This window comes from Pseudomonas juntendi, assembly GCF_009932375.1.
In the GTDB taxonomy this organism is placed as follows: domain Bacteria; phylum Pseudomonadota; class Gammaproteobacteria; order Pseudomonadales; family Pseudomonadaceae; genus Aquipseudomonas; species Aquipseudomonas juntendi.
The window spans coordinates 1-2,133 of sequence record NZ_BLJG01000194.1 but is presented as its reverse complement, the minus strand read 5'-3'; the positions used below and the strand labels follow the sequence as shown (position 1 = coordinate 2,133).

The following is a 2,133-nucleotide window of genomic DNA, read 5'->3' as shown; positions in this document are numbered from 1 at the left end:
GGTCGCGATGCGCCGCGCGGGCGGCGCTCGATCTCACAGGCGCTGAAAATCTCTCGGCGAACACCTGATCCCCCCACAAAAGGTCCATAATCCCCCCTTAATCCCTTCATAGTGCAATGCCAGCCACACCACTGGGAGCCCACACCATGCACGTTCTGCTCTGCGAGGACGACGACCTGATCGCCGCCGGCATCTGCGCCGGCCTTACCGCCCAGGGCCTGACCGTCGACCGGGTGGGCAACGCCGCCGCTGCGCGGGCCATGCTGCAGGCGGCGCAGTTCGACGTGATGGTCCTCGACCTGGGCCTGCCCGACGAAGACGGCCTCAAGCTGCTGCGCCGCCTGCGCGAAAAAGGCGAGACCTTGCCGGTGCTGGTGCTTACCGCGCGCGACGCCGTCACCGATCGCGTCGATGGCCTGCAGGCCGGTGCCGACGATTACCTGCTCAAACCCTTCGACCTGCGCGAGCTGGCTGCACGCCTGCACACCCTGCTGCGGCGGGCGGCGGGGCGGGCGGTCAATGTGATCGAGCACGGCCCGCTGCGTTACGACCCCAGCAGTTGCGAGGCGACCCTGGCCGGCCAGCAGGTCGACCTTTCCCGCCGTGAACAGGCGCTGTTGCAGGCCCTGTTGCAAAACCCCGGGCGGGTGTTGTCCAGCGAGCAGTTGAAGGACTGCGTGTATGGCTTCAGTGACGAAGTGGAAAGCAACGCCCTGAACGTGCATATCCACCACCTGCGGCGCAAGCTCGGCAACGGTATCGTCGAGACCGTGCGCGGCCTGGGCTACCGCCTGGGCCCGGCGCAGGCACCGGAAGAGGCCGCACCATGAGCCTGCGGGTACGCTTGAGCCTGATCCTGGGCAGTGCCTTCATCATCATCTGGGTGCTGGCTGCGGCATGGATGCTGCGCGACCTGCGCCAGCAGATGATGTTTTCCCTCGACCAACGGCTGGTCGCCTCGGCGCGCATGGTCGCCGGGCTGATCGACCAGTTGCCGCAACCCTTGACGGCCAAGGGCGGCGAGGCGCATTTCTCGGCCGACCAGTTCAGCGTGCCGGACGGCATGGCCTGCCAGGTCAGCTCGCTGCGCGGCGAAATCCTCGCCAGCAACCACAAGCACGACGGGACCATGGATGACGAGCGCAGCGGCTTCCGCGACCAGACCATCGACGGCGCTTCGTGGCGCACCTTCACCTACAACCATGGGGATGTGCGCATCACCACCGCCGACCGGCATATGGAGCGTGAAGCGCTGAACCAGTCGATCCTGCTGGCGGCTTCAGCGCCGGTGCTGATGGCCCTGCTCGGTAGCCTGGGGTTGTTGTGGATCGGCCTGGGCAAGGGCCTGGAACCGCTCAACCGCATGCGCGATGCCTTGCGCCGCAGGCGTGCCGACAGCGTCGAGCCGTTGCAGGTGGCGGGCCTGCCCAGCGAGTTGCAACCGTTGCTGGACACCCAGAACCAGCTGTTCCTGCGCATTGCCCAGACCATCGAACGCGAGCGGCGCCTGACCGACGATGCCGCGCACGAGTTGCGCAGCCCGTTGACCGCAATCAAGACCCACCTGCAGGTGGCGCGCATGACCGATGGCGCCGTGCGCGAGCAGGCACTGGAGCATGCCGAGCAGGGCGCCGACCGCATGCACCGTACCCTCGAGCAGTTGCTGATGCTGGCACGGGTGGAGGGCAGCCTTTCGTTCGAGGATGGCGTGCAGTGCAGCGCCGAGCAGGTGGCCCGCCAGGCCGTACAGGACGCGGGCGGGGGTGACAACCGGCGCATTGTGCTGCGATTGCCTGAAGAAGCCACGCAGATCTACCTGGGCATGCCAGCGCCGCTGGCAGTGGCCGCGCTACGCAACCTGCTGGACAACGCCCTGCGCCATGGCGGCGAACAGGCAGTGGAGTTGGAGGTGCAGATGGCTGACGGGCAGGTGGGCTTCATGGTGCGGGACCATGGGCCGGGGATTGCCGAGGCGGATCTGGAACACCTTACCGAGCGTTTCTGGCGCAGCGGGCAGAGCGGTGGTTGCGGGCTGGGGTTGGCGATCGTGCAGGCGATCGTGCAGCGGTGTGCCGGTAGCCTCAGGTTCGACAGCAGTAGCGATGGCTTGCGGGTGTGGTTGCAAGTGCCGGC

The 2,133-nt window shown here is 67.2% G+C and carries 2 protein-coding genes; both read left to right on the top strand.

Annotation, left to right across the window (positions count from 1 at the left end):
• Positions 1-146 precede the first annotated feature (146 nt).
• Positions 147-830, top strand: a complete 684-nt coding sequence (locus GYA94_RS21005) for a response regulator (RefSeq protein ID WP_161893030.1) — start codon at positions 147-149, stop codon at positions 828-830.
• Positions 827-2,133, top strand: a 1,307-nt coding sequence (locus tag GYA94_RS21000; RefSeq protein ID WP_070085640.1) for an ATP-binding protein, incomplete at its 3' end; no start/stop codon positions are given. The genes GYA94_RS21005 and GYA94_RS21000, both read left to right, overlap by 4 nt.

What these genes read in the sequence shown, in the direction of transcription:
- GYA94_RS21005 (WP_161893030.1), top strand. Translation starts at nt 147, where the DNA reads ATGCACGTTCTGCTCTGCGAGGACGACGACCTGATCGCCGCCGGCATC.